Source organism: Aeoliella straminimaris (assembly GCF_024054565.1).
In the GTDB taxonomy this organism is placed as follows: Bacteria; Planctomycetota; Planctomycetia; order Pirellulales; family Lacipirellulaceae; genus Aeoliella; species Aeoliella straminimaris.
On sequence record NZ_JAMXLR010000073.1, the window covers coordinates 90005 to 116218 of the forward strand.

19 protein-coding genes are annotated in these 26214 nt (G+C 61.7%); 7 read left to right on the forward strand and 12 right to left on the reverse strand.

Annotation, left to right across the window (positions count from 1 at the left end):
- Positions 1–70: 70 nt before the first annotated feature.
- From epmA to efp, 4 genes are all read right to left on the reverse strand, one after another.
- Entirely contained in the window at positions 71–958 is an 888-nt protein-coding gene (gene epmA, locus NG895_RS21420) for an EF-P lysine aminoacylase EpmA (protein ID WP_252854581.1), read from the reverse strand.
- Positions 955–2961, reverse strand: coding sequence for a M48 family metallopeptidase (locus tag NG895_RS21425; RefSeq protein ID WP_252854582.1), 2007 nt, complete (start codon positions 2959–2961; stop codon positions 955–957). The genes epmA and NG895_RS21425 overlap by 4 nt, the downstream gene beginning before the upstream one ends.
- 77 nt (positions 2962–3038) lie before the next feature.
- Positions 3039–3653, reverse strand: coding sequence for a LemA family protein (locus NG895_RS21430; protein ID WP_252854583.1), 615 nt, complete (start codon positions 3651–3653; stop codon positions 3039–3041).
- A 134-nt stretch (positions 3654–3787) separates the two neighbouring features.
- Entirely contained in the window at positions 3788–4366 is a 579-nt protein-coding gene (gene efp / locus NG895_RS21435; protein ID WP_252854584.1) for an elongation factor P, read from the reverse strand.
- Positions 4367–4503: 137 nt separating this feature from the next.
- Between efp and epmB the strand changes: the two genes are divergently transcribed.
- Together epmB and rlmN are read left to right on the forward strand one after the other, a co-directional pair.
- On the forward strand, positions 4504–5520 hold the full coding sequence (gene epmB / locus NG895_RS21440) for an EF-P beta-lysylation protein EpmB (RefSeq protein ID WP_341871474.1): 1017 nt from the start codon (positions 4504–4506) through the stop codon (positions 5518–5520).
- The gene (gene rlmN, locus NG895_RS21445; RefSeq protein WP_252854585.1) at positions 5517–6599 is read left to right on the forward strand and encodes a 23S rRNA (adenine(2503)-C(2))-methyltransferase RlmN; all 1083 of its coding nucleotides are present in this window, start codon (positions 5517–5519) and stop codon (positions 6597–6599) included. Before epmB ends, rlmN begins: the two co-directional genes overlap by 4 nt.
- A gap of 284 nt (positions 6600–6883) precedes the next feature.
- On the opposite strand, the gene NG895_RS21450 is transcribed toward rlmN, so the two are convergent.
- The 6 genes from NG895_RS21450 to infA form a co-directional block, all read right to left on the reverse strand.
- A complete protein-coding gene (locus NG895_RS21450) occupies positions 6884–8707 on the reverse strand; it encodes a DNA methyltransferase (RefSeq protein WP_252854586.1) in 1824 nt (607 codons plus the stop codon).
- Positions 8708–8803: 96 nt separating this feature from the next.
- Positions 8804–9109 (reverse strand): type II toxin-antitoxin system RelE/ParE family toxin, encoded by a 306-nt coding sequence (locus NG895_RS21455; protein WP_252854587.1) that lies wholly within the window; start codon positions 9107–9109, stop codon positions 8804–8806.
- Complete coding sequence (locus tag NG895_RS21460; protein ID WP_252854588.1) at positions 9106–9342, reverse strand: hypothetical protein; 237 nt, start codon at positions 9340–9342, stop codon at positions 9106–9108. The genes NG895_RS21455 and NG895_RS21460 overlap by 4 nt, the downstream gene beginning before the upstream one ends.
- 448 nt (positions 9343–9790) lie before the next feature.
- The gene (lysA, locus tag NG895_RS21465; protein ID WP_252854589.1) at positions 9791–11044 is read right to left on the reverse strand and encodes a diaminopimelate decarboxylase; all 1254 of its coding nucleotides are present in this window, start codon (positions 11042–11044) and stop codon (positions 9791–9793) included.
- A 174-nt stretch (positions 11045–11218) separates the two neighbouring features.
- Complete coding sequence (locus NG895_RS21470; protein WP_252854590.1) at positions 11219–12904, reverse strand: hypothetical protein; 1686 nt, start codon at positions 12902–12904, stop codon at positions 11219–11221.
- Positions 12905–13256: 352 nt separating this feature from the next.
- Positions 13257–13481: a translation initiation factor IF-1 gene (gene infA / locus NG895_RS21475; RefSeq protein ID WP_252854591.1), complete on the reverse strand. Its 225-nt coding sequence runs from the start codon at positions 13479–13481 to the stop codon at positions 13257–13259.
- Positions 13482–13764: 283 nt separating this feature from the next.
- On the opposite strand from infA, the gene NG895_RS30670 reads away from it, so the two are divergent.
- From NG895_RS30670 to NG895_RS21490, 3 genes are all read left to right on the forward strand, one after another.
- Positions 13765–15879: an efflux RND transporter periplasmic adaptor subunit gene (locus NG895_RS30670; RefSeq protein ID WP_252854592.1), complete on the forward strand. Its 2115-nt coding sequence runs from the start codon at positions 13765–13767 to the stop codon at positions 15877–15879.
- A gap of 107 nt (positions 15880–15986) precedes the next feature.
- A complete protein-coding gene (locus NG895_RS21485; RefSeq protein WP_252854593.1) occupies positions 15987–16964 on the forward strand; it encodes an efflux RND transporter periplasmic adaptor subunit in 978 nt (325 codons plus the stop codon).
- A 118-nt stretch (positions 16965–17082) separates the two neighbouring features.
- Entirely contained in the window at positions 17083–19365 is a 2283-nt protein-coding gene (locus NG895_RS21490; protein ID WP_252854594.1) for a hemolysin D, read from the forward strand.
- 37 nt (positions 19366–19402) lie between these two features.
- Here NG895_RS21490 and hypD read toward each other — a convergent pair whose 3' ends face one another.
- Positions 19403–21763 (reverse strand): trans-4-hydroxy-L-proline dehydratase, encoded by a 2361-nt coding sequence (hypD, locus tag NG895_RS21495; protein WP_252854595.1) that lies wholly within the window; start codon positions 21761–21763, stop codon positions 19403–19405.
- Positions 21764–21779: 16 nt separating this feature from the next.
- Positions 21780–22691: a glycyl-radical enzyme activating protein gene (locus NG895_RS21500; RefSeq protein WP_252854596.1), complete on the reverse strand. Its 912-nt coding sequence runs from the start codon at positions 22689–22691 to the stop codon at positions 21780–21782.
- Positions 22692–22859: 168 nt separating this feature from the next.
- On the opposite strand from NG895_RS21500, the gene NG895_RS21505 reads away from it, so the two are divergent.
- Positions 22860–24257 carry a DUF6055 domain-containing protein gene (locus NG895_RS21505; RefSeq protein ID WP_252854597.1) on the forward strand — a complete coding sequence of 466 codons (1398 nt, stop codon included), beginning with the start codon at positions 22860–22862 and terminating at the stop codon, positions 24255–24257.
- A gap of 33 nt (positions 24258–24290) precedes the next feature.
- Positions 24291–25733 (forward strand): glucuronyl esterase domain-containing protein, encoded by a 1443-nt coding sequence (locus tag NG895_RS21510; RefSeq protein ID WP_252854598.1) that lies wholly within the window; start codon positions 24291–24293, stop codon positions 25731–25733.
- Positions 25734–26214 lie beyond the last annotated feature (481 nt).

Consider the following 26214-nt stretch of genomic DNA (forward strand, 5'->3'; position numbering starts at 1 on the left):
CTGCCGTAACTGCGCGGAGCTTGTTACGGCCTACGAACTCCGCGTTCTCAGTGCGCTCTGTGGTTGATAGTTAAATCACCACCTCATCAATCGACTCCGCCCCCACGGCCAGCATCAACAGGCGGTCGAAGCCCAGGGCCACGCCAGCGCAGGGAGGCATGCCGGGGTCGGTCATTGCGGCCAGCAGCATTTCGGGCAGCGGCAGGGTAGGGCGGCCGAACTCGGTGCGGCCTTCGTTGGCGATGGCCAGCCGTTCGCGCAGTTCCACCGGGTCGGTGAGTTCGTGGTAGCCGTTCGCCAGTTCGACACCCCCGTGGTACAGCTCGAACCGCTCGGCTACTTGCACGGCCTGCTCGTCGATTGTCGTCGCGGCCAGCGCCGATTGGCTGGCGGGGTAGTGATAAAGCAGCTCGGGCGCGCCCGAGCCCAACGCCGGTTCCACGTGCCTGGCCAGCAGCAGATTCAGCAGCTCGTCGCGATCGTCGAGCACTTCGCCAGCTTTCTTTTGCAATTGTTCGAGCGGAGCAGTGTGGGGATCGATGCCCACGCTGCGCTGGAACGCTTCGCGGTACGAAGTGCGTGTTGCGGTTGGTGTCCCGAGCATTTGCTGCAGCAGCTCGTCCAGCAGGCCCATGCCCGCCTGCATGTCGTCGCCGGGGCGGTACCATTCGATCATGGTGAACTCGGGCCGGTGCAGCTTGCCGCGCTCGCCCCGGCGGAAGCATTGGGCGATTTCGAAGATCGGCCCGCTCCCCGCACACAGCAGCCGCTTCATGTGCATCTCGGGCGAAGCTTGCAGGTAGCCCAACCCCGGGGCCTCGAAAGGGTCGATGTGCAGTTCGGGAATGATCTCCACGTCGACGCGCGGTGTGGCGACTTCGGTGAAGCCTCGGTCGCTGAAAAACTGCCGCACGTTGGCCAGCAGTTCGGCGCGTCGCTTCAATATCGCGCTGGTCATGCGTCCTTCGCTCCCCAGAACGCGGGGGCGGGGTTCACCGGCTGGCCAGCGATCAACGGTGGTACCGGACAGTCGAGCAAATCGGCAATGCCGCGGAGCAACTCGGCCTCGGCCACCTTCACTTCGCCGTCGGCGCAGATCACTTCGGCGCTGGCGTCGAGCACCAGGCCGCGCTGCCGTTCGGCAACGCGCGAAAGGGTGTCGAGGGCGTCCTTCAACTTGGCAAGGCTGCACTGATTGCGGGGCAGCCAGGTGAGCTTCACGTTGGGCAGCATCGGCTCGGCCGTGCGAAACGCCTGCTCGGCTTGCTGGTCGTTGTGACCCACGTGGGCGAGCGTGGCCAGCAGCATCGAGCATTCGTCGCCCAGACGCTGCAAGCCATAGTACAGCGTGACCACGCGACGCTGACTGCGGTACTCTGGCTCGAGGTGCCGCTCGATGATGCGGCCGAGTGTCCACTCGAACAGCCCCAGGTTTTCATCGGCGGCCACCAGCGCGTGCACGCACTTGGTGAATACGTCGAATTGCGAAGCTGACATCGAGCGCAGGGCCGGAATGCACATGTCCACAAGTGGCAGCCTGCCACGGGGCTCGATATTGGCGACATCGCGCTGCAACTTGCTGGCGGCGTGCAGTACCGCAGGATCGGCCGTTTGTCGCAGTGCGGCGATCTGCTTCTCCCGCACTTCGCGGCGGCTGTCGAGCAGCAGGCAGTACACCACGGCGCGGGCTTCGTGGGGTTCGCGGGCCGCGTCGCGGACGGCCGCGGGCAGTTCGGCGATGACCTTGGCCGCGTGCTGGCGATGAATTTCCTGAGGTTCGCCCACCTGTTCGACGGCATCGTCCACAATGCCCAGGTCGACGATATCGCTGGTGTCCGCCGTTACGGCCGGAGTATCACCCGCCAGCGAAGAGACGCCCGCCACGCCGGCGCTCGAGGCCGCGGCGCCGCTTGCTGCCACGCTGGCGATCGGTTCGGGGTACTTTCCATCCCAGGTGGGTTCGATCGCCAGGATGCGTTTGGGCAGCGGCGGGTGGGTGGCCATCAGGCCGCTGAATCCCTCGAACACGCCTTGGGCGAAGAACATGTGGCTGGCTTCGTTGGCGGCTGGTGTCTTGAGTTTCGAACCGTTCGCCGCGGCGCCAATGCGCTTCAGTGCGCCACCAATACCATCCGGATTGCGGGTAAACTGCACCGCCGAGGCGTCGGCCAGGTACTCGCGCTGACGCGAGACGGCCGCCTTCATCAGGCCGCCGATAAATGTGCCGATGAACCCCAGCACCATCAGCGCCAGGCCAATGGCCAGTACCACCAATACGGCGCTTCCTTTGCCGCGGTCGCTTCTACTGCGGCCGCTGAAGAACGTTGACCGCAGGAGCAATTGTCCAGTGAGCCCCAGCAGCAGAATGCCATGCAGGATGCCGATGAGGCGGATGCTCATCTTCATGTCGCCGTTGAGGATGTGGCTGAACTCGTGGGCGATCACGCCTTGCAGTTGTTCGCGCGAGAGTTGCTCGATGGCCCCACGGGTTACCCCCACCACGGCGTCGCTCGGTGTGTAGCCGGCGGCAAAGGCGTTGATACCGGGCTCCTCCATCAGGAATACTGGCGGCACCGGCACGCCCGAGGCGATGGCCATTTCCTCCACCACGTTCAGCAGCTTTCGCTCGGCGAGGCCCGACTCGTTGGGGTGAAGCCGACGGCCACCCAGCCGGCTGGCGACACCTGAGCCACCGCCGCTGCGAAGTTCAAAAACCTTGAACAGCGTACCGCCCACCACCATAACGAGTGCTCCGCCGGCAGCCAGCAGCGGAATCTCGTACCCGCGTTGCTGGCCGTGGCCATCCAGCGCGCCACCGTACGAATCGTACCCTTCCATGGCGAACAGGGTGACAAAGAACGTGGCAACAACGATGCCCAAGGTTGCCAGCAGGAACATGCCGATCAGCCAAACCGTGTTGCGACGCGCCGCGGATTGCCGTTCGAAGAAGTCAGTTGCCATTACCAACCATTTGTGGAATGGATGCGTAGGGTGCGAGCTGGAGCGCTAGTCTGTCCAATGTCCGGCTCGACCGGAAATCAGTCGAACGAGACGGACGGTGCCTCGGCGATGGCGGCCGAGTCGAACTGCAGCAGTTCGGCGTTCATCGTGTGGCCGAACATGCTGGCGAACACCACCGGCGGGAACGACTCGCGGTAGGTGTTGTACTCGGTAACCGAGTCGTTGTAATGCTGCCGGGCGAAGCTCACCTTGTTTTCGGTGGCGGTCAGTTCCTCGGTCAGCTGCATCATGTTCTGGTTCGCTTTCAGGTCGGGGTAGGCCTCGGCCACGGCGAACAGTCGGCCCAACACGCCGCTCAGCCCCTTCTCGGCACTGGCCAGGTCGGCCATCGCGCCGGCCGCCCCAGGATGCTCGGCCGCTGCTTTCAAACTGCCCAAGGCCTGGTTACGAGCCGAGATCACCGCCTCGAGGGTTTCGCGTTCGTGCTTCATGTAGCCCTTGGCGGTCTCGACCAGGTTGGGAATCAGGTCGTACCGTCGCTGCAGTTGCACTTCGATTTGCGAGAACGCGTTCTCGTAGCGGTTCTCCAGCGTGACCAGGCGGTTATAGATGCCGATGCCGTACATCAGTGCAATGACGCCGAACGCAATGACGACGCCCACAATGATCAGCAGAATGGTTCCAGATCCCATGCGTGTATTCCTGTTGGTTGAGGTCGGTTGACGCTAGGTGGTATTCGCCGCTGGCGCTGGAATCTTGATTCGTGGCCGTTTGCTCCGCAAACGAGCAATAGGGCCCTGCCGACGAGCAGAGCTAAATTCTAGCATTATTCCGGCGCGTTGGTCCGCTCGATGTACTCGAAAGTGCGGGTGTCGACGCGGAGCCAGTCGCCCGTGTTGATGAACGCGGGGGCCTGGATTTCGGCGCCGGTTTCCAGCTTCACCGGCTTCGAAACATTGGTAGCCGTGTTGCCCTTAGCGGCGGGCTCGGCGTACTCGACTTGCAGGATGACGTGGTTGGGGGGCGTCACGCCGATCGGCTGGTTGTTGAAGGTAATGATCTGGCAGTCGAGGCCCTCTTTGAGAAACCCGGCGAAGTCGCCCACCTGCTCGGCGCTCAGTTCGTATTGCTCGTAGTCGATGTTGTTCATGAATACGAACGCATCGGCCTGGCGGTACAGGTACTGGGCGGTGAATTCCATGACGTCGGCCGCTTCGAGCGTTTGACCCGCGCGGTAGGTGCGGTCGACCACGGTGTTGCGAATGAGGTTCTTCAGCTTGCATTCATACAGCGCGGTGCCCTTGCCCGGCTTGCGGAAGTTCATTTCCACCATCAGAAATGGTACGCCATCGATCTGGACCTTCAGGCCCTTGCGAAAGTCGCTGGTGTTGTACGTGCTTGGCACTGCTTCGGTTCCGTTTTCAAGTTGATCGAATTTAGTGTATTGTACGAGGTCAGCCTCCATTTCCGGCGAGTCGCAGCTCGTCGGCTGGGGCTTCTGGCGAGACCGATCCCCGTTAAGCCTACCTTAGGGAATCCACCATTTTAGCGACCACCAGCCAATCTGTCCGCCCCACTCCGGATGCCCAAAACCCCAAAGATTGGCGGGATGCCCTGCGCAGTGCGTTCCGCACGCCCGACGAGCTGTGCGACTACCTGGGCCTGCCGCGCGAGGTGGCGGCCGCGGCCCGCGATTTCCCCATGCTGGTGCCGCGGAGCTATGCCGGCCGTATGCGGCATGGCGACGCCGCCGACCCACTGCTCAGGCAGGTGCTGCCGGTCGATGCCGAGCACCTGCCGCTGCCCGGATTCACCACCGACCCGGTGGGGGATCGCCAAGCCGAGTCGGGCCGGGGACTGCTACATAAGTACCATGGGCGGGTGCTGCTGGTGCTCACGGGGGCCTGCGCCGTGAACTGCCGCTACTGCTTCCGCCGCCACTATCCGTACAACACAGCCTCGGCCGGCCCGAAAGAATGGAAGGCGGCACTCGAAGCGATTGCGGCGGACGACTCGGTGGAGGAGGTCATCCTGTCGGGGGGCGACCCGCTGATGCTGGCCGATGCGCTGCTGGCGGAACTCGCCGAGGCTATTGAGCAGATCTCGCACGTCCGTCGGCTCCGCATCCATACCCGGCTGCCGATCGTGATGCCCGAGCGGGTGACCGACCAATGGACCCAATGGCTCGCGGCCGGGCGGCTTACGAAGGTGGTCGTGGTGCACGCCAATCATGCGAATGAGCTCGACCGGCAGGTGGGCAGTTCGCTGGCGCGATTGCGGGCCACCGGCGCAACCCTGCTCAATCAGGCGGTGTTGCTGCGGGGCGTGAACGACTCGACCGCCGCTCAGCGCGAACTGTGCGAGCGGCTGGTCGAACAGGGCGTCACGCCGTACTATTTGCATCAACTCGACCGCGTGGCCGGCGCTGGGCACTTCGAGGTGCCGGTGCCCGAAGGCTTGGAGATTATTCGCCAACTGCGCGCGACGCTGCCCGGTTACATGGTGCCGCGGTACGTGCAGGAGATTGCCGGCGAGCCGAACAAGCGAGTGCTGGCATGAGCGACCTGCCCATCCTCCAGAACGTTTCTCTTTACGACGCCGCTGCCGTGGAATCGCTGCGGCGCGCGCTGGCGCTCGATCCCCACCTGGTGCATCGCCTGCGAACGGTGCTATGGAAGAAGTTCGCTGGCCGCGAGGCGGCGCTCCACGAACTGCCGCCGGCCGCTCGGGAGGTATTCGCCCAGCACGTGGAGTTTCACCCGCTCACACTCGACGTCAGGCTCGACTCGGCCGAAGACGGCGCCACCAAGCTGGTGTTTCGCACGGCCGGCGATCAGCGGATCGAATCGGTGCTGCTGCGGGCCGGGACGGGGCGGACCGCGCTGTGCATTTCGAGCCAGGTAGGCTGTGCGGCCAATTGCGATTTTTGCGCCACCGGCAAAATGGGCTTCTTCGCCAACCTGTCGGCCGGCGAGATGCTCGATCAGATTGTACAAGCCAACGAGCAGATCAAGGACGAGGGCCGCACCGTACGAAACATCGTGCTGATGGGCATGGGCGAGCCGTTTCACAACGAGCCGGCCGTGTACGAGGTGCTCGATACGCTCACGGATGGCCGCGGCTTCAACCACCCGGCCAGCCGCATTTTGATTTCCACCGTGGGCATCCCCGACGCCATGCTGCGTTGCGGGCGGCGTTATCCCAGCGTGAACCTGGCGCTCAGCCTGCACTCGGTCCGTCAGGAGGTCCGCGAGCGGATTATCCCGCTGGCCAGGAAGCACCCGCTCGACGAGCTTCGCCAGGCCATCGTGGAGCTCAACGCCATTCAGCCGTCGACCGTGATGATCGAGTACCTGATGCTCGCGGGCGTGAACGATTCGTTGGAGGACGCCGCGGAGCTGGTCCGCTACCTCGACGGCCTGCGCGTGCACGTGAACCTGATCCCGTACAACCCGATCGAAGGCGCTCCCGAACTGAAGAGTTCGCCGCGCGAGGTTAGCGACCTCTTTGCCGACCATCTAAAGGCGGCCGGGCTGACCACGACCATCCGCTACTCGATGGGCGCGGATATCGAAGCCGCCTGCGGGCAGTTGGTGCAGCAGCTGGAACGCAAGCGGAGAACCACTGCCACTCAGTGAAGGAATTCGTCGCGGATTTGCGCGGATTGGGCCGGATTACCGCGGATGAAAGGTAATCAGGCGGGCCGTCGAGAAAGAAGGCTTGTTCGATTCTCGCGAGATGTTCTTAACCACAACGGCACAACAAACAGGACGTAAGAGAGACGCCTGCATTCCGCTACGATCCAAATCCGCCGTTGTGATCGTTGTGCCGTCGTGGATGATCTGGATCAGCTCTCCGAAACATCTGCGTGCATCCGCCTAGATCCGCGCAAATCCGCGACTGATCTCGCTTGAGTGGGCTTCTACTTCAGGTTCCACTCCGGCTCATACCGCTTCGTGAGATCGACCTTCAGCGGGGCGCGATACTCGCTGCTTGGCAGTTCGTCTTCCAGGATCACCGCGAAACCGGTGACCTTCGACTTGGTGCCGGGGGCGATTACGTGCGTGGCGATCCTGGCGCCCAGGTCGAGTGCTTCACCCACGAACAGGGGCGTGCGGCCCTTGCCCGTCAGCAAGTACACGCCCGCCTGCCCATCAAACTTTGCAGCGGTGCGGACGGTCGGCTTGCGGATGCTGGGGAAGTCGCGAGTGGCGAAGACGTAGTCGTACGCTTTGGCTTCTTCGGCCAGGGCGTGGCGGCTCTTGCGGAAGTCGATGGCCGCCCAGCGGTAGTTGGCCGCGTCGAATCCCGGCGCAAACCGCGCCGCCTGGCGATCGAACCAGGCGGCTTGCTCGGGCGAGATGAAGATTTCGTCGATCGACTCGATGCCGAACTTCTCGCTGGTCAGCTGCCAGGCAATTTCGGCGGCAAACTGGTACTGGTCGAGCTCGGCGGCCGTGACCGGTGTGGTCTTCGCCCGCGGCTGCTTTGGCAACTTGCCCGACTTGCGGAGCCGCACCAGCTCGTGATTCCAGATCTCGCCATTGCCCAACAGGCCCGACTGTTGGCACTGTTCGTGGAACGCCGCCTGCAGTTCGGGGCTGGCCAGCAGGCGGTCGACCGATTGCCCACTGGACGCGGCGAGGAACGCCTTGCCCACGGCGGTTCGCTGGATCTTGCGCAGGTTGATCTTCACGGGGCCCGTGGGGGCAGGTGGTTCCTCGGGGGCGGGCTCTGCGGCAGGGGACACCTCCGCGACCGTCGCCTGTGGCTCGACTGGTTCCGGCTCCTCGGGCAGTTGTTCGGGCGCCGGCTCAGGAGGCGTGAAGTCCGCATTCTGGAACGTGGGCAGCAGCGGCTGACCTTTCAGCCGCCGACCGTTGGCCGTGTTCGGTGCGCTGGCAATGGCGTCGGCCGGTCCGTCGAGTGTATCGTGCTCTTTCACCGACTCGAGTCGCTCGCTGGCGTAGCGGACATACTCTTCGGAAAGCTCGGTGCCGCTGAACTTGCGGCCCAGCTTCTTGGCCACCGCTAGCGTGGTGCCGCTGCCGGTAAAGGGGTCGAATACCATGTCGCCCGGGTTCGAGCTCACGCGGATGATGCGGCCCAACAGCTGTTCGGGCATCTGGCAGCCGTGGAAGCCTTGTCGTTCCTTGAACGTGCCGGCCACGCGGGCAAAGTACCAGGTGTCGTCCATGGCGTCGAAGCCGTAGCGGTCCGACTGAAAATCTTGCGGCCGCAGGATCCAGGTGTCGTCGGGCAATCGACCGTTGGGGTTGGCTCGCTTGTCGCCGTACACCAGGGCGCGGGCCGAGGGGATCCGCACGGCCGGATCATCGGCATTGAACGTGAAGCGATCGGGGTCTTTCACAAAGTGGAAGATGTGCACATGCGAGCGGCTGAACTTACGCTTGCAGTTCACTCCGAACGTGTAGTACCACACCACCCAGCTGCGAGTGGAGAAACCGATTTGCCGATCGGCAATCACCTTCAGGTCGGCCGCATACTCGTCGCCAATCGCCAGCCAGAAGGAACCTTCGGGTGTCAGCAGACGATGGATCTCTTCCATCCACTGCCGCGACCAGGTGAGGTACTCGTCGTCTTCCTGCTCGTCATGATACGTGTCGTATTCGTAGCCGATATTGAACGGCGGATCGGCAAACGCCAGGTCAATCGAACCAGCAGGCATCTCGCGCATCAGCTGGATGCAATCTCCTTGGCGAATCGCGGTATCGACGGCGGGCATGGACGGTTCCTGCGGCATGCGAAAGAGGACAATTGACCTTACAAGCTAACTCAGCTAGCACGCCGCTTCAAGCGGTTGGACTCTACTTAGTCAACCTTACGACGTTCTACCGGTGTGCCTCACCCGCAAGACGCGTACAGTTTGTCCGACAACCTCGAATACAATCCGGTGCGTAGTACTGCCACCCAGCCCAAACAGCATTTGCCGCAGTTCCTCTTCTTTCAACTCCGGCTCGTCGCACAAAGAAAATCTTTCGGGCATCTCCGAAAGCGTATCCAATACCCTGAGGATCTCGCGATACCATCGACCTGCCTGTTCAGGTGAGCGATTCTGAGCCCGCCAGAGATAGGCCTCGTCCATGTCGGACTCGGCCAACGGTGTGATCTCGACCTGGAAGCTCACCGCGCGGAGTCCATGTCTACGTCCATGTCTATGGAGTGTCGCTCGCGAAACTCCCTATCAAATTCCTCCAATGGCCTAACCTTACCGGCTCTAGCCTCTTCAAGACCTTGGAGGATGGCAAGTCGCTCGCGATCTCGTTCGATCAGCTGGACCACGTACTCTTCGACCCGATCGAAACCGGCCATCGAAGCTTGCTGTTTGACGAGATCGCTATTCAGAAATTCGGCTTGCATGGTTCCTCAAGTCCTCCTTCCCAAAGTATACTCCGCCGGTAAGTGGACTGTCAAAATTGCGGTCGCGCCGAGGTTTCCTGTGACGGTCGCGATTCAGCCATCACTAAATGGACTTCTTCATGTCAGATACGCAGTGGTCATTCGACCAACCCAGGAACTCTGCGGTCATCACCCTAAGGTCGATTTTGAGCGGAGACGATGCGATTCTGTATGTCACTCACGATGCCGAAGATCATGGATGGCAATTTCTGCACGGAGGCGAGGTTAATCCTGACAATGCAGCGGTCGTAGGTCTCGGAGAGGTTGTCGAATACGATCCATCTGTGCTCGAAGTCGTAGATTTGCCACCCGGTTGGTACGCGACACGGTCGTCGCCATCATCGGGTTGGCAACGGGCGCAGCACGTATCGACTCGGTCATGAGGCGAATCTAATTACCTGCCCGACCTTTACCCCGGTATCCGTTCGTGACGGATCAAGTCGTCCAGCGATTGACGCTCGCGAATCAGGTGAGGGGAGCCATCGGAGATCAGCACTTCGGCCGTAAGAGGCTTCGAGTTGTAGTTGCTGGCCATCGTGTGGCCGTAGGCCCCGGCGCAGCCAATCACCACGTAGTCGCCTACGTGGGCCTCGGGTAGCGAGCGGCTCGAGACGAAGCCGCCATCTTCTTGCGTGAAGATGTCGCCCGACTCGCACAGTGGGCCGCCGACAACCACCTGTTGATGTGCCCGCTCCGTGTCGCCATTGGCCGGGCAGACGGCCATCGGGTGATACGAACCGTACATGATGGGGCGGGCCAGGTTGTTGAAGCCCGCGTCGAGCAGGTAGTAGCGATTGCCGCCCATCTGCTTGACGGCTCGCACCTCGGCCACCAGGTAGCCGCTCTCTGCCGCCAGGTAGCGGCCCGGCTCGATCTCGAGCGAAACGTGGTGGCCGAACTCTTTGGCCAGGCGTCCGCGGGTGGCGTCCCATTGTTCGTAGTAGGCGGCCGTGTCGACCAGGTCGTCGCCATCGCGGTAGGGCGTGGGCAGCCCGCCGCCGGCGCTGATCGAAGTGATGCTCGAACCAACGACCAATGCCGCCTGCTCCATGGCCGAGCTTACCTGGCTCAGATGCTCCATGTCGGTGCCCGAGCCGATGTGCATGTGCAGTCCCGCGATGGTGAGGCCATGCTCGTTGGCGCGTTCGATGCAGTCTTCGATTTGCTCGTGCCAGATGCCATGCTTCGATTGCTCGCCGCCGGTGTTGGTCTTCTGGCTGTGCCCGTGACCAAAGCCGGGGTTGATGCGGAGCGTGATCGAATTGCCGGGGGCCCGTTGGCCGTACTGCGAGATCATGTCGGGCGAGCCGCAGTTCACGGGCACGCCCAACTCAACGACCATGTCGAGCGTCTGATGGTCGAAGATGTCGGCCGTGTAGACGATTTCGGGCGGGTCGTTGAAGCCCGGCTTGTACCCGGCTGCCATGGCGCGATGGATTTCGCCGGCGCTCACCGCGTCGACCAGCACGTTGTTCTTCCGCACCAGATCGAGGATGGCAATATTCGAGCAGGCCTTTTGGGCATACCGCACCACGTCGAAGGCCGCGAGGTGACCAATTCGTTCGAGAATGGTCCGAGCGTCATATACATACAGCGGGGTGCCGAACTGTTGGGCGAGTTCGGGAATGGCCAGGCCGGCGATCTCGTGAACGAGCGGTGTCATGGGGCGTAGGCGGTTGGGGACCTGCGGAAGGGGGGAGACGCACCACGGCAGCACGTCTATCGCCAACCGTAAACTAGCGCCGTCAGTGCCACCAGGGGCCGCGCATGAAAAAGCGGCGCCGGAAGGACTCCGGCGCCGCTGGAAAGGTTCGATTTTCTCGTCTGCGGAGGGCGACTAGAAGCCGGCGCCCGCACCCTGGCGACGGGCTTCCATCACGGCAGCACCAATGGCGTGCAGGACGCCTTTTTCCAGCTCGAGCCGGGTACGCAGCTTGCCATCGGTGTTGATGGCCGTAATGTGCACCGAGTCCATGCCCTCGCTTTTGGTCACCACGGCATTCAGCATGGCGTCAGCGGCGGGGTTCGGCTCGACTTTAGCGATCAACTCCAGGATGGGGGTCAGTGCCAGCGAGAACTGGACCGGAGTGATCGGCGTGGCCGAGCTACCCGAGGTGTCCATGGCCTCCTTCAGCATGCTGACGGCACCGGGGCCAGCGGTCACGTAGAACTGCTCGGGGCCAATACCGACGGCCACTTCCAGGCTCTCGCCAAACAGTGCCTGCTCATCTGGATTGTTGATCGGAATCAACAGCGTGTGAATCTTCGCGTCGCCGTGCGAATCAGCGTTCCACTGAACTTCGGGGCCATCGCTCAACAAGGCCGAGAGCTTCTTCAGCGAGGCTTCCACCTTGCCGGGCTCCTTGGTGTAGCCACCAGTCACGGCGGTCAGCTTGCCATCTTGAACGGCGACGTGACCGGCCATGTCCATCTTGCCCGACATGGCAGTCGCTTCCAGGGCGTCCAGCAGATCGTTGACGGCCTCTTTCAAGGTTGCGCGTGCTTCTTCGTTCAGGTCGCCCAGCTTCTGGTCGATGCCATTCATGGCCTGCTGACGCATCGAAGCCATCTGGCCTTCCATCTGAGCCTTGTAGTCGTCGAGCAGGTCGGCCGGCGTGGTGACCGAAGCATTGAACGTGACGGCCGCACCATCTTTCAGGCAGCCGGCAAACAACGTCTTGGCGTCCTTGTACACTTCAATGCCCTGCGCCAGCTGGGTGTCCGGCACGGCGCTGTAGGTGAAGTCGAGAATCACGTTGCCTTTATCGGCATCGGTGTTGAAGCCTACCGTCAGTTCGTCCAGGTCGTTGATGAACTGTTCGATCTGATCGATGCTGGCCTCGGTCGACTCGCGACGGGCCTGGTAGGCTTCGTCCGACTCGCCCGGATTCTGCTGCAGGCCCTGTTCGGCCCCAGCACGAAGCTGCTGGATGGCGATCATGCGGAACATCTCGGGCACGTTCTGCACCATCACTTGAGCTGCAATGTCGTAGTCGGTCGTCATCTTGTCGAACATGTCGCCAGGATCCGCCGGGGCATTTTCCAGCATCTCGGGCTTGGCCGAGGCGAAGGCCCAATTGCCGGACTTCTTGACGTACATGCTCTGGTTGGGCATCTCGATTTCGGTGATGCCATCGCCCATTTCCGAAGTGGTCATGCCGAAGCCCTCGACCAGGCCGAGCACGGCATCCAGGTCGGTAACCGGCAGACAGACCACAGCGCCGTCGACGTGCACGATGACGCCCCAGGCCTTGGTCTTGTCGACGCCTTGCAGGCCTTTACCTTGGGTGAAAAGCTGCAGCATGTTGTCGAGTTGCTTGCCGGCGCCGACCTGGCCGCCAAACTGACCCAGATAGTCGATATCGCTCACCAGAGCGTCGTATCCGGTCACGCCCACGATGGCCACTGGCTTGGCGGCATCGGATTGGGCTTGGGCAGCGGGGGCCAGCAGCGGGGCCGTCGCCACGGCGACGGCACAAGCCAGCATTCGAAATGCGGTGCTCGAAAGCAGGAAGTTAGGCACGGTGGTGCTCCTGTGGTTTGAAAAATATCGGCCACGACGCCGGGTTCATCACGACGGTCGCCGCTCTGAGGGACGTTCCCAAGTCTACGCCATGTAAGACGTTGTAGTTCGCAGGTCGAACTTTGAACGGCCGAGAATACTTACCCCCGGCGTCAGCCGGTGGTTTGGGAATTTTGCGGGATTATAGCGATTCTGCACAACTCTGGGCACCCAACCGACAGAGGTGTCTCGATTGGCGAATTCCGACCTCCGCCAAATGGACACTGTTGGACACTATGGCGCAGCGGAGCAGGCGGCAGGCGACCCAGAGGGGGCCACACGCGTAGATAGCGATCTGGCGGCAAGCGCGCTCTTAGCGCTCGCGGTAGGTGATGCGGCCTTTGGTCAAATCGTACGGCGAAAGCTCAACACGAACTCGATCGCCCGGTACAATACGGATAAAGTGCTTGCGCATGCGACCAGCGACGTGGGCTGTGACCAAGTGTCCGCCTTCGATCTCGACGCGAAATCGCGTATTTGCCAGTGCTTGCGTGACGGTGCCCTCTACCTCCAGGGCCTCTTCCTTTTGCTTCGACATATAGACTTGCTGTTCCCCTGGCAGTGCGGGGATCTCCGTTGAGCGTTGGTGAAATCTGGATCCAACCGACGTTTGGCGTGGACCGCTATCACCGGAAAAATACAATCTTTAATAGTATCGCCGATTCCTCGGCCAAGTCCAGTGAGTTAGTGCCTAGAGCCTTGTTGGACTGTTCCGAAGGTGCCGAAAATGCCGATTGACCGCTTTGGGGCCCGAATTCCACGACCTAAGTTGCGCCACATGCTCGCCGCAACTGCAAGCTTGCGATTACATTTAATAGTCTGTGAGCACTGAATATTCCAACGCGCCCCGTTCCAGTGAGTCGTCCGTGTCGGTCGATCCGGAAGATGTACAACGTGCCAAACGCGAGATTCAGTCGATCGTTCAGCAGATAGCAGAGCTATCGCGGACAGATGCCTCGATCGAGCAGTATTACGACGAGTTCCTCAACAAAGTGGTCCAAGCTCTCGCGGCGGCCGGCGGTGCCGTCTGGTCCCTGTCTCCCACCGGGCTGCAGCTCACTTACCAGATCAATCTGCGGAACACCGGCCTGGTCGAGAATCCCATCGGGCAGGAACAGCATGGACGGTTGCTGCAGCGATCGCTTACCTCGGAAGAGGGGTTGCTGGTCGCTCCGCACTCCGGCTCGGCCATGGGCACCGACGATGGCGACGAGCACGCCGCGGCGAATCCCACCGATTTCTTGCTGGTGATGGTGCCCGTGCACAACGACCAGGGCCCCCAGGGCATTGTCGAGGTGTTCCAACGCCCCGGCGCCCGCCCCGCCACGCAGCGCGGTTACCTGCGGTTCCTGCAGCAGACCTGCGACCTGGCGGGCGAGTTTCTCCGCGGTCGCCGGTTGCGGCACCTGGCGGAAAAGCAAAGCCTGTGGGAGCAACTCGAATCGTTCACCCGCTCGGCGCACGAAACGCTGGATGTCCGCGAGGCGGCCTATACCATTGCCAACGAAGGTCGCCGGTTGATTGGTTGCGACCGAGTGAGTGTCGCCATCCAGCGCGGCAGCAAGTGCATCGTCGAGGCCGTTAGTGGCCAGGACACGTTCGATAAACGTTCGAACGTGGTGTCGCTGCTCAATCGCGTGGCCCGCGCCGTCACCAAGACTGCCGAAGACGTGTGGTACACGGGCGACACCTCGGACCTGGCGCCGCAGGTCGAAAGGACGCTGGACGCTTACGTCGACGAATCGCATACCAAGAGCATGGCGATCCTGCCGCTGTTCCGCCCCGAGCGGGACGTGCAGGAAGGTCAGCCCAACGAAAAGAAACGCCGCGACGTGATTGGCGCGTTGATCGTCGAGCAGATGGTCGACACCACGCCCAGCGAAGGTTATACGCAACGCGTCGACGTGGTGCGGACCCATAGCGCCACGGCGCTGGCCAACGCCCTGGAGCACAACAGCCTGTTCCTGATGCCCGTGTGGAAGACACTGGGCAAGGCCACCTCGCTGTTCCGTGGGCAGACCAAATGGAAAACACTGGGCATCACCGCCCTGGTGTTGGGGGTGATTGCGGGGGCCGTATTCTACAAGACCGACTTCAACTTGGAGGGCGACGGCAGCCTGCGGCCCACAACGCTGCAGGGCGTTTACGCCCGGGCCGATGGCGAGATCAGCAAAGTACTCGTTGAGTACAACGAGGAAGTCTCGGCCGATCAGCCGCTGGTCGTGATGTCGAGTCTCGATCTGGACAAGGAAATGGCCACCCTGCAAGGCAAGCTTGACGAGATCATTGCCGAAATATCCCAGGCCAGGGGGGCCGGCCGAAGTGGCAGTCGCCAGGACAGTGACAATGTGGAACTGGCTTCGAAGCTGAACAACTTGCGAATTCAAAAGAAGAGCATCGAGGGGCAGATCGACAAAGTGATGGAGCAGATCAATCGGCTCCAGATCAACAGCCCCATCGCCGGCCGCGTGATTACCGGCAAGAGCCAGATCGAACAGTTGGACAATCGGCCCATTGGCCGCGGGCAAATGCTGCTGGAAGTGGCCGACCTGACGGGCGATTGGTACCTGGAAGTACTGATGCCCGAGACCCGGATGCGACACATTGCCGACGCGGCCCGCGAGGCGAAGAATGAGGACAAGAAGCTGGAGGTCACCTTCTACCTGGCCACGCAGCCCAACGAACTGTTGCACGGGCATGTCGATTTTATCGAAACGACGGCCGAGGCCCGCGGCGAGGAAGGTAACACGGTATTGATGCGTGTGAACTTTGACGAGGGCGAGCTAACGCGGCTTCGCGAAATCCTGCACGGCGCCGACCCCAAGGTGGGGACCGAGGCCATTGCCAAAGTTCACTGCGGCGAGAAGTCGATTGGATACGTTTACCTACACGACGCGATCGACTTCTTCGTCAAGTCGTCGTTCAAATTGTGGTAGCACTGCACGCAGGCCGGAGCGGCAGACTGACTGCTGTTCGTTCATTACTACCAGCAACCTAGGCGCCGCCCCTGGGCGTCGCCCCTTCGCATGAAAGCGAGGCAGACATGAAAACTACCGCCCTGGCCCTCCTGATCGGATTGTCGGCGTCGACGTTGCTAGCCCAGTCGGCCGACAGCGGTAACCCGGTGATCGAAGACTGCCAACTGTCGTTGCTGCCCGAGAACGAGATTGAGATCTCCGCCATCAAGGCGGGCATGCTCGAGCAGCTGAACGTGCACGAAGGCTCCATCGCCGAAGAGGGAGAGGTGATCGCCAAGCTGGACGACATCGAAGCCAGAATGCAGCTTCGCGTGGCCCAACAGAAGCAACAAGCGGCTGCCGATCGAGCGACGGACAAAGTGGAAGAGGAATACGCCGAGGCCGCGGCCGATGCCGCCGAGGCCGATCTGATCGACTTTCGCGCGGCCAACAACGCCGGTGTCGAAGGGGTCGTGGCCCCCACCGAATTGCGGGCCAAGGAACTCGAGCTGACGCGCGCCAAGCTGCAGATCAAGAAGGCCTTCAAGGACCGCCAACTGGCCATCAGCGACTGGCGGGTCGCCAAGGTCGAGACCGAAGCCGCCGACCTGGAAATCACGCGCCGCCGGGTGACCGCTCCGTTCAGCGGTCAGGTGGTCGAGTTGTTTCGCAAGCAGGGCGAGTGGGTCGACCCCGGCGAGCCAATTCTGAAGTTTGTTCGCTACGACGTTCTGCAGTGCGATGGCTACGTGAACCTGGAGAAGTACGATCCCCGCGAAGTCGACGGCTGCGAAGTCACTATCGAGGTCCATGTGGGCCATGGACGCTTGGAGCAGGCCAAGGGCCGCATTACTTATGTCGAGCAGCAGGCCCGCAACGAAGGCTACTTCACCTATCGCGTGGTCGCCAAGGTGCCCAACCATGTCGACCGCGGACGCTGGGCCCTGTATCCCGGTCTCAAGGCCACGATGACCATCCATCTGGGCACCGCCAACCAGGCCATGACCAGCCGCATCGAAGGACTCCCCAGCGTGGAACGCCGGGCGATGAACGAAGGACGATGAGCGGAGAGAACGTGCTAATGGATTTGGCGTTCATCGCTGCTCGCTGCTCGTCGTAGCCCATCGCGGCGATTCGCGATGGATAGGAATGCTATCCCGATAACACATTTTCCCACCTCCCGTGCCTTCCACAACGCTTGCCGATAGCCTGGTTTCGAGTTCGTCCAGGCCGCTCCCCATTCGGGCGCGGCCCGATCTCGAAGCGCGCAAGCAGCGCTACCAGGGACGCATCTATTGGGTGGTGAAAGACCCGGTGGGCCTGCAGTACTTCCGCTTCGAGGAAGAAGAGTTCGCCATCCTGCAGATGCTGGACGGCCAGGCCAGCCTCGACGAGATTGCCGAGCGGTTCGAAGCCGAATTCCCACCGCAGACCATTCGTACCGAGGAACTGCAGCAGTTCATCGGCATGCTGCATCGCAGCGGCCTGGTGATTACCAGCTCGGGCGGGCAGGGGGTGCAGCTCAAGAAGATTCGCGACGAGAAGGTGGGCAAGCAGCGGATTGCCAGCCTCAGCAACATCCTGGCCATTCGCTTCAAGGGGATCGACCCCGATCGCATCCTGAACGTCCTGCACAGCTACTTCTGGTGGTTCTGGACCAAGCAGATGCTGGTGTTGAACCTGTTGTTGATCACGTCGGCCGCGCTGTTGATTCTAGTGCAGTTCGACGTGTTTCAATCGAAGCTTCCCTCGTTCGAGGCATTCTTCTCCGCCCAAAACTGGCTACTGATGGCCGCCGTGCTGGCCTGCACCAAGATTCTGCACGAGTTCGGGCATGGGCTCAGTTGCAAGTATTTCGGCGGTGAGTGCCACGAAATCGGCGTCATGTTCCTGGTGCTCACGCCCTGTTTGTATTGCAACGTTTCCGACTCGTGGATGCTGCCCAACCGCTGGCATCGCGCGGCCATTGGCGCTGCCGGTATGTACGTAGAGCTCGTGCTGGCCTCGATCTGTACGTTCATCTGGTGGTTCAGCGAGCCGGGCCTGTTGAATTACATCTGTTTGAATGTGATGTTCGTCAGCTCTGTCAGCACCATCCTGTTCAATGCCAACCCGCTGCTGCGTTACGACGGCTACTACATTCTGAGTGACATCATCGAGATTCCGAATCTCCGCCAGAAAGCTACGTCGATCCTCAGCCGCAAGCTCGGCCAATGGTGCCTGGGCATCGAGCCGCCGGACGATCCGTTCCTGCCGCAACGCAACCAGGCCTTCTTCGCCCTGTACAGCGTGGCGGCGGCCCTTTATCGCTGGGTGGTGCTGCTCTCGATTCTGTATTTTCTCAACAAGATCTTCGAGCCCTACGGACTCAAGATCCTGGGGCAGGCCATCGCCCTGATGTCCATCTACGGACTGGTGGTCATGCCGATCTGGAAGCTGTACAAGTATTTCAAGGTGCCTGGGAGGTTAGGGAAAGTGAAACGCTGGCGACTGGCAGTATCGACGGCGGTGGTAATCGTGGCGATCGTGGGCGTGATGAGCATTCCACTGCCGGCCTATGTCTATTCCGACCTGGTGGTGCAGCCGCTCGACTTCGAGAGCGTTATGGTCCGTGTCGATGGCGTGCTGGAGGAGGTGCCCGAAGGCATCGAGCCTGGTGCACATGTGGAGAAGGGCCAGGTGCTGGCCAAGCTGTCGAACCTCGAACTCGAAGTGGCCGTGCTGGAACTCGAGGGCCAACTGGAGATGAGCAAGGCGCGGCTCAACTCGCTCCGCACGCTCCGCAGTGTCGCCAACAGCAAAGACCGCCAGGGCCTGGAGAGCGAAATCTCCTCCACCGCCAAACGCATCGATACCATCCAGTCGCAGCTCGAGCTGCAGCACGAAAACCTCGACCGCTTGACGATTCGCGCGCCTCGCTCGGGTGTGATCATTCCGCCGGAACTGGTGCCCGAGCCCAAGCAAACCGAAGGCCAGCTGAAAACCTGGTGGGGTACACCGCTCGACAAACGAAACATTGGCGCCACGCTCGAAACGGGCACCAAGTTCTGCAGTATCGGTGACCCGTCGGTGCTGGAAGCGCGCATGCTGATCGAGCAGGACTTTTCCTCCGAGGTAACCGTGGGCCAGACCGTATACGTGCTGCTGAACCAGTCGACGGCCGACAACCTGATGAAGATCGAGTACTACACCAGCCAGATTCGCGACGTGGAGAAAGGCAAGGAGGTGCCGGTCGCTCCCAGCCGACTGTCGAGCCTGAACGGCGGCCCGCTTCCCGCTCAGATGGACGCCCAGGGCGTGCCGCGTCCGCTGACGCCGCACTACTTCGCCTACGCCCTGTTGCCGCAGGACCAGGATCGCCTGCGGGTGGGCCTGGTGGGCATGGCCAAGATCGCCATCCCCGACCGCACCCTCTGGGAGCGGCTGTACCGCTACGCCGCGCGGACGTTTAACTTCGATCTGTAATTGGGATGGCAGACCACCAGGTTGCACCCGAGATCGGTCAAAACCCCATGTGCTCGGTACGGGCGATGATCTCCTCCTGCAGTTCTTCCGACAGGTCACAGAAGTAGTCGCTGTAGCCGGCCACGCGAACGATCAGATCTCGGTGCGCCGCGGGGTTCGCCTGGGCGCGGCGCAGGGTCTCGGCTTGCACGACGTTCAGCTGCACGTGGTGCCCGTCCATTTTGAAGTAACCCCGCACCAGGCTGGCCACGGCGTTGATGCCGGTCTCGTCTTGCAGCAGGCTGGGTGTGAACTTCATGTTCAAGAGCGTGCCGCCCGTCTTGATGTGGTCCATCTTGGCAGCCGAACGCACCACGGCCGTGGGCCCGTGGCGATCGGCCCCCTGCACGGGCGAGATGCCCTCGGACAGCGGCAGCCCCGCCTGGCGGCCATCGGCGGTGGCTCCCACGACCGAGCCAAAGTACACGTGGCATGTCGTCGGCAGCATCTCGATCTGGTAGCGACCCCCCTTGGTGTTGGGTCGGCCATCCACGCGATCGAACACCGCCTGAAATGCGCGGCGCATTAGCGTGTCGGCGTAGTCGTCGTCGTTGCCATACTTCGGCGTGCGATGCAGCAACTGCTGCCGCAGCGGCTCATGCCCAGCGAAATCGGTATCAAGCACGCCGCAAAGCTCCTCTAGCGACAATTGCTGCTTGTCGAACACCAACTGCTGGATCGCCGCGAGGCTGTCGGTCAGACTGCCGATGCCAACGAACTGAATGAACGTGTGGTTGTACCGCGCACCCCCCGCGTTGTAGTCCTTGCCCTTCTTGATGCAGTCGTCTGTGATCACCGACAGGAATGGCGCTGGCATCAACTGGGCGTACATCTGTTCGATAATCTGGTTGCCGCGAATCTTGATCTCCAGGAAGTGCTCCAACTGGCGGCAGAAAGCGTCGAACAGTTCGTCGAACGAACCCAAGGTATCCACCGACCCCGTTTGTGGTCCCAGTTGCTTGCCGCTTCGCGGGTCGACACCATTGTGCAGCGTGAGTTCCAGCACCTTCACCAGGTTGAAGTAACCCGTGAGAATGTAAGCCTCCTTGCCGAACGCCCCCGTCTCGACGCAGCCACTGCACCCGCCGGCGCGGGCGTCCTCGAGCGACTTGCCTTGGCGGACCTGCTCTTCCACCACCGCGTCCGCGTTGAAGATGGAAGGAAAGCCGTACCCTTTGCGGAGCACCCGCAGGGCGTGCTTCAGCACGGCGTCGGGCGTCTTGCGCGATAGTTGCACGTTGTTGCTGGGTTGCAGCAGGTGCATCTCGTCGATCACTTCGAGCAGCAGGTGCGTCAAGTCGTTCGAGCCATCCGAACCATCCGGTAGCAACCCTGCCAGGTTGATGTTGGCGAAGTCCGTATAAGTACCGCTCTCGGCCGCGGTGACACCCACCTTAGGCGGCGCGGTGTGGTTATTGAACTTGACGAAGAACGCCTCGAGCAGTTCGCGGGCCGTGTCGCGGGTGAGCGAGCCATCGGCGAGACCCTGCTGATAGAATGGCCACAGGTGCTGATCCAGATGACCCGGGCTGAAAGCGTCCCAGCCGTTGAGCTCGGTGATCACCGCCAGATGGCAGAACCAATACGCCTGCAGGGCTTCGTGAAAATCACGCGGCGGGTGGGCCGGCACATGGCGACAAACATCGGCGATCTTCGCCAGTTCCGCCCGCCGCTGTGCATCCGCTTCGCCTCGGGCCAACTCGTCGGCCAGTTCGGCGTGCCGCTCGGCAAATCGGATCACTGCGTCGCAGGTAATGTCCATCGCCCGCAGTTGTTCGCGCTTCTGGTAAAAGTTGCCATCGCTTGTGGCGTCGAGGGCCTCTAGAGCTTGGGCAATGTCGCGTTGAAAGTCGCGCATCCCTTTGCGATAGATCTTGTCGTCCAGCACGGTGTGCCCCGGCGCCCGCTGCTCCATGAACTCGGTGTAGAGACCCGCCTCGTAGGCATCGCACCATTCGGGCGACAGAGCAGCGAAGATCTTGTCACGCATCGTCCGCTCGCGCCAGTACGGAATGACCTCGTGCTCGTAGGTGTCGAGGCACTCCTGATCGACCGAGTACTGCGTCTTCGGCCGGCTATTGAGTGTCCGCAGATCGTCCAGCGAGTGGCACGTCAGTTCGGGGTAAGTCGACACGGCCTTTGGTCGCGGACCACGTTCGCCGACGATCAGCTCGTCCGGCCCCAGGTAGATTGTCTTCTGCTGACAGAGGTTCAGGAACGACTTGGCCCGCATCACCGGTACCGAGTGCTTGCCGTCCTGTTCGCGGTAGAACTCGGTGATCAGCCGGGCTCGTTCGGCAGAGATGGCAGGAGAGACGTCCAAGCTGGACTGACGCAGACGCGTGGTTCGTTCGTTCATGACAGAAAAGGGTCGGCTACGTTACGTACACTTCGTTGATCCCAAACGATTGGAAGAGCTCTGCGGCGTGCTGCATGGTTTCGTTAGTGGGGGCGGTGGCCGTGTGCGAAGAGCTCGATTTGCCAATCCGCTCGTGCTTGTGGCTGCCAAGCGGATGGTACGAGAGTAAGTCTACTCTTTGGATGCCATGGATCGTAGAGACAAATTGTGCCATCGCCTCGAGTTCAGCGGTCGAATCGTTCACGCCGGTTACCACCGGAATGCGAATCCAGACGTTCGTGTGAACGCGGCCTAAGGCGACAAGGTTGTCCAGTATTCGCACGTTCGATACGCCAGTGTGCTCGCGATGCACCGCGTCGTCCATCGCCTTCAAGTCGTAAAGGAACAGATCGGTAACGGGTGCAATCGATATCAGTGCCTGCTGGTCGCAATAACCGCAGGTATCGACCGCGGTGGGAATGGCTTGCTCGCGGCAGGCTAAGAGCAGCGCATGGACGAAGTCGGTTTGCATCAACGGCTCGCCGCCGGACACCGTGACCCCTCCGCCCGACTCCTCGAAGAACAATCGGTCTTTGGCGACTTCCGCCATCACCTCGGCCACAGATTGGCGATCGCCCAGCAGGTTCCGCCCACCGGTGGGGCACACCTCGACGCACTCGCCGCACACTGTGCAATGTTCCCTGTCGTTCAGCGGCCCGGGGCATTCTGCGAGGGGCGAGTTGTGCGGACAGGCCGACCAGCACTTGCCGCACGACACGCACACGGCCGGATTGATGGCCAGCTCTGTGCCCTTGGCTTGGCTCTCGGGATTGTGGCACCACCAACACCGCAGCGGGCAGCCCTTCAGGAAGACGGTGGTCCGGATGCCGGGCCCGTCTTTCACCGAATACCGCTGGATGTTGAACACATTGCCGTAGATGTTGGGCATAGTCGAATCTCGTACCGCAGCGAGTGACGGTTCCATTCTAACTGCGAACCGTGGCTTGGCGTAGAGATGCGTCCGCCTCTGGAGGGACGAACACTTCGTGCAATTCGGGCGCGATTCGTCTACATTGGGCAACGTTGCAGGCGTAACCTACTGCAATCAAGGTTCTGTATGCAAAGCAAACTCTTCCACGGTTCGCTGGCGACCCGCGGCTTCGCACTTGCCATCGCCCTCTTGCTCAGTCCAGCGGCCTGCGCGACGCCCACCGATCAACAGGCGTCCGATGGCAAAGGACTGTTCCTGCCCGAGAAGATCGGCCGCGTCCCGGACGACAACGACTTCGACGATCCCGAAAGCGACTATTGCTTCGACCGGATGGTCCAGGGGCCGAACGTCGCCATCTTCTGGCACAAGGAGTATGGCGAAGATCCGATGGCCAACCCCAACGAGCGGCGGCGGTTCGACGTTCAGAAGATGCTCAGCGAATGCGAGCGGTTCTACGACTACTACGTCGACGAACTGGAAGTCGTGAAGAAGGGCGATTCGATCAGCGACGACTACAAGCTGCTGATCTTCGTGTTCGGCGGCGACGAGGGTACCGCCTACGGCGGCGGCATCGAAGGCAAGGTCGGCGCCCTGTGGACGCCGGCCGTGCGGGTGAATCGCGAGCCGTATGGCGTGCTGGCTCACGAAATGGGTCACAGCTTCCAGTTCATGTCCCGCGTCGATGCGGGCACCGGAGCTGGCGGACCGATTGCCGAGATGTCGGCCCAGTACCTGTTGTGGCAGGTCTATCCCGACTGGATGACGTTCGAGAACTACCACCTGGTCGACTTCATGAAGAAGACGCACTTTGCGCTGTTCCACGCCACGAACATGTACCATTCGCCCTACGTGCTGGAGTACTGGGCCGGCAAGCATGGCAAGACCTTCTACGGCGAACTGAACCGCCAAACACGCCGCGGCGAAGACGTGGTGACCACCTACAAGCGGATGAACGACCTGACGCAGGAGGAGTTCAACGACGAGATGTTCGACGCCTCGCGGCGGTTCATCACCTGGGATCTGCCACGCGTGGAAGAGGTGGCCCGCCGGTATGCCAATCAGCACCAGTGTGCCCTCCAACCGGCGGAAGACGGTTGGTACCGCATCTCGCCTGATCGCTCGCCGCAGGATTACGGCTACAACGGCATCCAGCTCAATGTGCCGGACGAAGGCACCACAGTCGAGCTGGAGTTCAAGGGCCTCACCGTCGCCGCAGGTGCCGACTCGGAGAACGCGGAGAAGGCTGGCTGGCGGTACGGCTTCGTGGCCTACCTGAAGGACGACAGCCGCGTCTACGGCGACGTCTACCGAGATGCCGACGGTAAGGCGACGTTCGAGGTGCCGGCGGAAACCGAGCACTTATGGCTGGTGGTGATGGGTGCACCCACCGAGCATTCGCCTCCCGTGATGCGCCGCGGCCGTCGCCGGCCCGGGCAGAACGTGCCCGAGGCCGAGTGGCCGTATCAGATCAAGCTGACCGGTACGATGCTCGACGAGTCGTGCGTGTCCATTCCCAAGGAATAATGCTCAACGAGATCGTTCGAAGGAGAATCTGCGATGCAATCAAAGGCGGCGGTTTCATTGGCACTGTTCGTTAGCGCCCTGGCCACGATCCTCCTGGTTGGCCACGCACAGGCACAACCGAATCGCGGCGGCTTTGGCGGTCGCAATCAACCGCCGCCCCCGTCGTGGATCGAACCGGGGTACAACGATCACCAGCACATGCTCGATCAGCTCGGCATCAATAAGCTCCGCCCCGGCAAGAACGGTGGCAACCAGTCGGGGCCCGGGTTCGACGAAGCGACCGCCAACGAGTGGATGCCCACGCTGCCCGACGCCCTCACCATGAACGATGGCACCAAGGTCACCAGTCCCGAGCAGTGGCCGCAGCGTCGGGCAGAGATTGTGGAGGACTTCGAGCGCGAAATCTACGGCCGCATCCCCGACAATGTGCCTGCGGTCAAATGGGAAGTCACCGAAACCACCGAGGGCACCGTGGGAGAGTTTCCCATCCTCACCAAGACTCTGGTAGGCCACGTCGATAGCAGCGCGTTTCCCGAGATCACCGTCGACATCCAAGCCAGCTTCACCGTTCCGGCCAATGCGGACGGGCCGGTGCCCATGTTCATGCAGTTCGGTGGATGGTTCGGCGGTTTTGGTAGGGGCGACGGCCGGCTGAATACCAATGGCGTTGCGTACCAGGCGCTTAGCCATGGCTGGGGATACGGCACGATTAATCCCAACAGCATCCAGCCCGATCGCGGCGGCAACGCCCTGCGACAAGGCATTATTGGCCTCGCGAACAAGGGGCAGCCACGCAAGCCCGACGACTGGGGCGCCCTGCGCGCCTGGGGTTGGGGGGTAAGCCAACTGATCGACTACTTCGAGGCCCACCCCGACGCCAAGGTCGATCCCAAGAAGGTGGCCATAGAGGGCGTCTCGCGCTATGGCAAGGCGGCCCTGGTCACCCAGGCGTTCGACCAGCGCGTTGCTGCAGCGCTAGTAGCTTCCTCCGGAGAAGGCGGCGCCAAGCTGCACCGGCACGACTTTGGCGAAGCGGTGGAGAACCTCACAAGTTCCGGCGAGTACCACTGGATGGCCGGCAACTTCATCAAGTACGGCGCCGCCGACATCAACGGCCGCTCGATGGACGCTTCGGATCTGCCGGTCGATTCGCACCAACTGATCGCCCTGTGTGCCCCCCGTCCCTGCTTTATCAGCTACGGCGTAGAGCCCGGCGATCCCAAGTGGGTCGACACCCCCGGCAGCTACCGCGCCGGCATCCTGGCCTCGCACGTCTACGAGCTCTTGGGCAAAGAAGGATACGGAACCGAAGTCAAAGATTGGGTGCACGAACCACTGCCCGAAGTCGGCACGCTCAAAGGTGGCGACTTGGCTTTCCGTCAACATGAGGGAGGGCACACCTCGGCGCCGAACATTCCGCACTTCTTTGAGTGGGTGGGGGAGTATGTGGAGTCGCCGGTGAGGGTAGGTGAGTAGGTGAGTAGGTGGAGGTTTGGGGGCCGCTGCTGGTTTATCGGCTGTTGCTTAAGTTGCAGGTGTTGAAAGGGGCCAAAGGTGACTTGTTGCCATCGGCATGCAGTAAGCCAGCAGCGTCACCCGTTTTTCAGAAACACGTCGTGTAAAAACTTCGCCGTAGAATTCGCCCGGCCATCGGATCTAATGGAACTGCCGCCAGGAGCCGGGCTGGTTCTTTGACAATTTGGTTGGCAGCAGGGGTGAGTGTGCCGTCTGTTCTCCCGGAAGCCTGCCCGCTGCGACGAGTTTTGGTCCACCTGCGGTTAACCAGGGGACAAAACTCGCTGGGCCTGGTGCTTTGACGACGTCGTAACTTGTTGTGGTAGAAGGAGTTACGAAAACGAGTGTGTCGAGAGCTGCCGGGGTTTTGTCCCTAGGAATCGCTGGAGGGGGCGATCGGGGTTGGGGGAAACGGCAACTTTTTACTGACAAACAACTTAGG

Excerpts from the sequence above, each read along its gene's own strand:
- infA (WP_252854591.1), bottom strand. The coding sequence starts at position 13,481 with ATGTCGAAGCAAAAGGAAGAGGCCCTGGAGGTAGAGGGCACCGTCACG.
- NG895_RS21425 (WP_252854582.1), bottom strand. The coding sequence starts at position 2,961 with ATGGCAACTGACTTCTTCGAACGGCAATCCGCGGCGCGTCGCAACACG.
- NG895_RS21505 (WP_252854597.1), top strand. The coding sequence starts at position 22,860 with ATGCAAAGCAAACTCTTCCACGGTTCGCTGGCGACCCGCGGCTTCGCA.
- rlmN (WP_252854585.1), top strand. The coding sequence starts at position 5,517 with ATGAGCGACCTGCCCATCCTCCAGAACGTTTCTCTTTACGACGCCGCT.
- NG895_RS21510 (WP_252854598.1), top strand. The coding sequence starts at position 24,291 with ATGCAATCAAAGGCGGCGGTTTCATTGGCACTGTTCGTTAGCGCCCTG.
- NG895_RS21430 (WP_252854583.1), bottom strand. The coding sequence starts at position 3,653 with ATGGGATCTGGAACCATTCTGCTGATCATTGTGGGCGTCGTCATTGCG.
- hypD (WP_252854595.1), bottom strand. The coding sequence starts at position 21,763 with ATGAACGAACGAACCACGCGTCTGCGTCAGTCCAGCTTGGACGTCTCT.
- NG895_RS21500 (WP_252854596.1), bottom strand. The coding sequence starts at position 22,691 with ATGCCCAACATCTACGGCAATGTGTTCAACATCCAGCGGTATTCGGTG.
- NG895_RS21450 (WP_252854586.1), bottom strand. The coding sequence starts at position 8,707 with ATGCCCGCCGTCGATACCGCGATTCGCCAAGGAGATTGCATCCAGCTG.
- epmA (WP_252854581.1), bottom strand. The coding sequence starts at position 958 with ATGACCAGCGCGATATTGAAGCGACGCGCCGAACTGCTGGCCAACGTG.
- lysA (WP_252854589.1), bottom strand. The coding sequence starts at position 11,044 with ATGACACCGCTCGTTCACGAGATCGCCGGCCTGGCCATTCCCGAACTC.
- NG895_RS21485 (WP_252854593.1), top strand. The coding sequence starts at position 15,987 with ATGAAAACTACCGCCCTGGCCCTCCTGATCGGATTGTCGGCGTCGACG.
- NG895_RS21460 (WP_252854588.1), bottom strand. The coding sequence starts at position 9,342 with ATGCAAGCCGAATTTCTGAATAGCGATCTCGTCAAACAGCAAGCTTCG.